This is a genomic window from bacterium (assembly GCA_024226335.1).
Lineage (GTDB): Bacteria > Myxococcota_A > UBA9160 > SZUA-336 > SZUA-336 > JAAELY01.
This window is the reverse complement of record JAAELY010000534.1, coordinates 1-1,429: the sequence shown is the minus strand read 5'-3', so window position 1 is coordinate 1,429 and position 1,429 is coordinate 1. Positions and strand designations below refer to the sequence as shown.

At 60.9% G+C, this 1,429-nt stretch carries 2 protein-coding genes; both read left to right on the top strand.

Annotated elements, in window-relative coordinates; genetic code table 11:
* A partial coding sequence (porA, locus tag GY725_25930) for a pyruvate ferredoxin oxidoreductase (protein MCP4007636.1) occupies positions 1-1,218 on the top strand: 1,218 nt, incomplete at its 5' end.
* Positions 1,219-1,227: 9 nt separating this feature from the next.
* The coding region (locus GY725_25925) for a pyruvate ferredoxin oxidoreductase (protein MCP4007635.1) at positions 1,228-1,429 on the top strand (202 nt) is incomplete at its 3' end.

Sequence of the window (1,429 nt, the reverse complement as noted above, 5' to 3'; positions counted from 1 at the left end):
GCGGTCGCTATGTGCCGCCCGGAAGTTATTTCCGCCTACCCGATCACGCCGCAAACCCATATCGTCGAGGACCTCGGTGCAATGGTGAAAGCCGGTGCGATCGAAAATTGCGAATTCATGCTGGTCGAATCCGAATTTGGCGCATTGTCTGCCTGCATCGGTTCATCGGCGGCCGGCGCGCGCAGCTACACCGCCACTTCGAGCCAGGGCATGTTGTTCATGATGGAAGCGGTCTACAACGCGTCGGGCATGGGCCTGCCGATCGTGATGACCGTCGGTAACCGCGCGATCGGCGCGCCGATCAACATCTGGAACGACTGGGGCGACTCGATGTCGGCGCGCGATGGCGGCTGGCTGCAGCTGTTCGTCGAGAGCAACCAGCAGGCGGTGGACGTGCATATCCAGGCCTTCAAGCTGGCCGAGGAGTTGAGCCTGCCGGTGATGGTGTGCATGGATGGCTTTATTCTCACGCATTCCTATTCGCAAGTGGATATTCCCGAGCAATCGCAGGTGGATGAATTTTTACCGCCGTTCGAGCCGCGCCAGGTACTCGATCCGGCGGCGCCCCTGTCGATGGGTGCGATGGTCGGCCCGGAGGCTTTTGCCGAGGTGCGCTTCCTGAGCCATCAGAAACAACTCGATGCCCTCGACCTGATCCCGCAACAGGCGGCCGGGTTCGAAGCCATCTTCGGGCGTGACTCGGGCGGCCTGATCAAGGAATTCGATTGCGCCGGCGCCGAAACCGTGGTCATTACCATGGGTTCCGTCATTGGCACCATGAAAGAAGTCCTCGCCGGCATGCGCGACGACAGCCACTCGATCGGTGCGCTCACGATTCGCTCGTTTCGACCCTTCCCGAGTGCCGCGCTGCGCGAAGCGCTGAAGGACGCCAAACGCGTCATCGTGTTCGAGAAAAGCCTCGCGGTCGGTATGGGTGGCATCGTCTCGATGAACGTGCGCATGGCGCTGAAAGACTACCCGATCAAGGTGCAATCGGTGATCGGCGGCCTCGGTGGTCGTCCCATTACCCGTGCCGGCCTGCGCCGCATGTTCGAAAAAGGGCTCAACGATCAACTCGAAGAGCCGCATTTTCACGACATCGACATGGGTATCGTCAACCGCGAGCTCGAGCGCGAGAAAGACCAGCGCCGCTCGGGTTCGATCGCGGAAAACATTCTTCACGACGTCGGCGTGGTCGCCGCCGCGAAAACGATTTAGGAGAGAGCCATGGCACAAATTCCGGAGACCCAACAAAAGGTCAAGTTTTACCAGACCGGCACCTTTACCGTCGGTAACCGCCTGCTCGACGATCAAAACCGCAGCGTGCAGGCAACCATGGATCGATGCAACTCGCTCGACTCGGGACATCGCGCCTGCCAGGGATGTGGCGAGGCACTGGGCGCGCGCTTTGCGATCGACGCGGCGATGC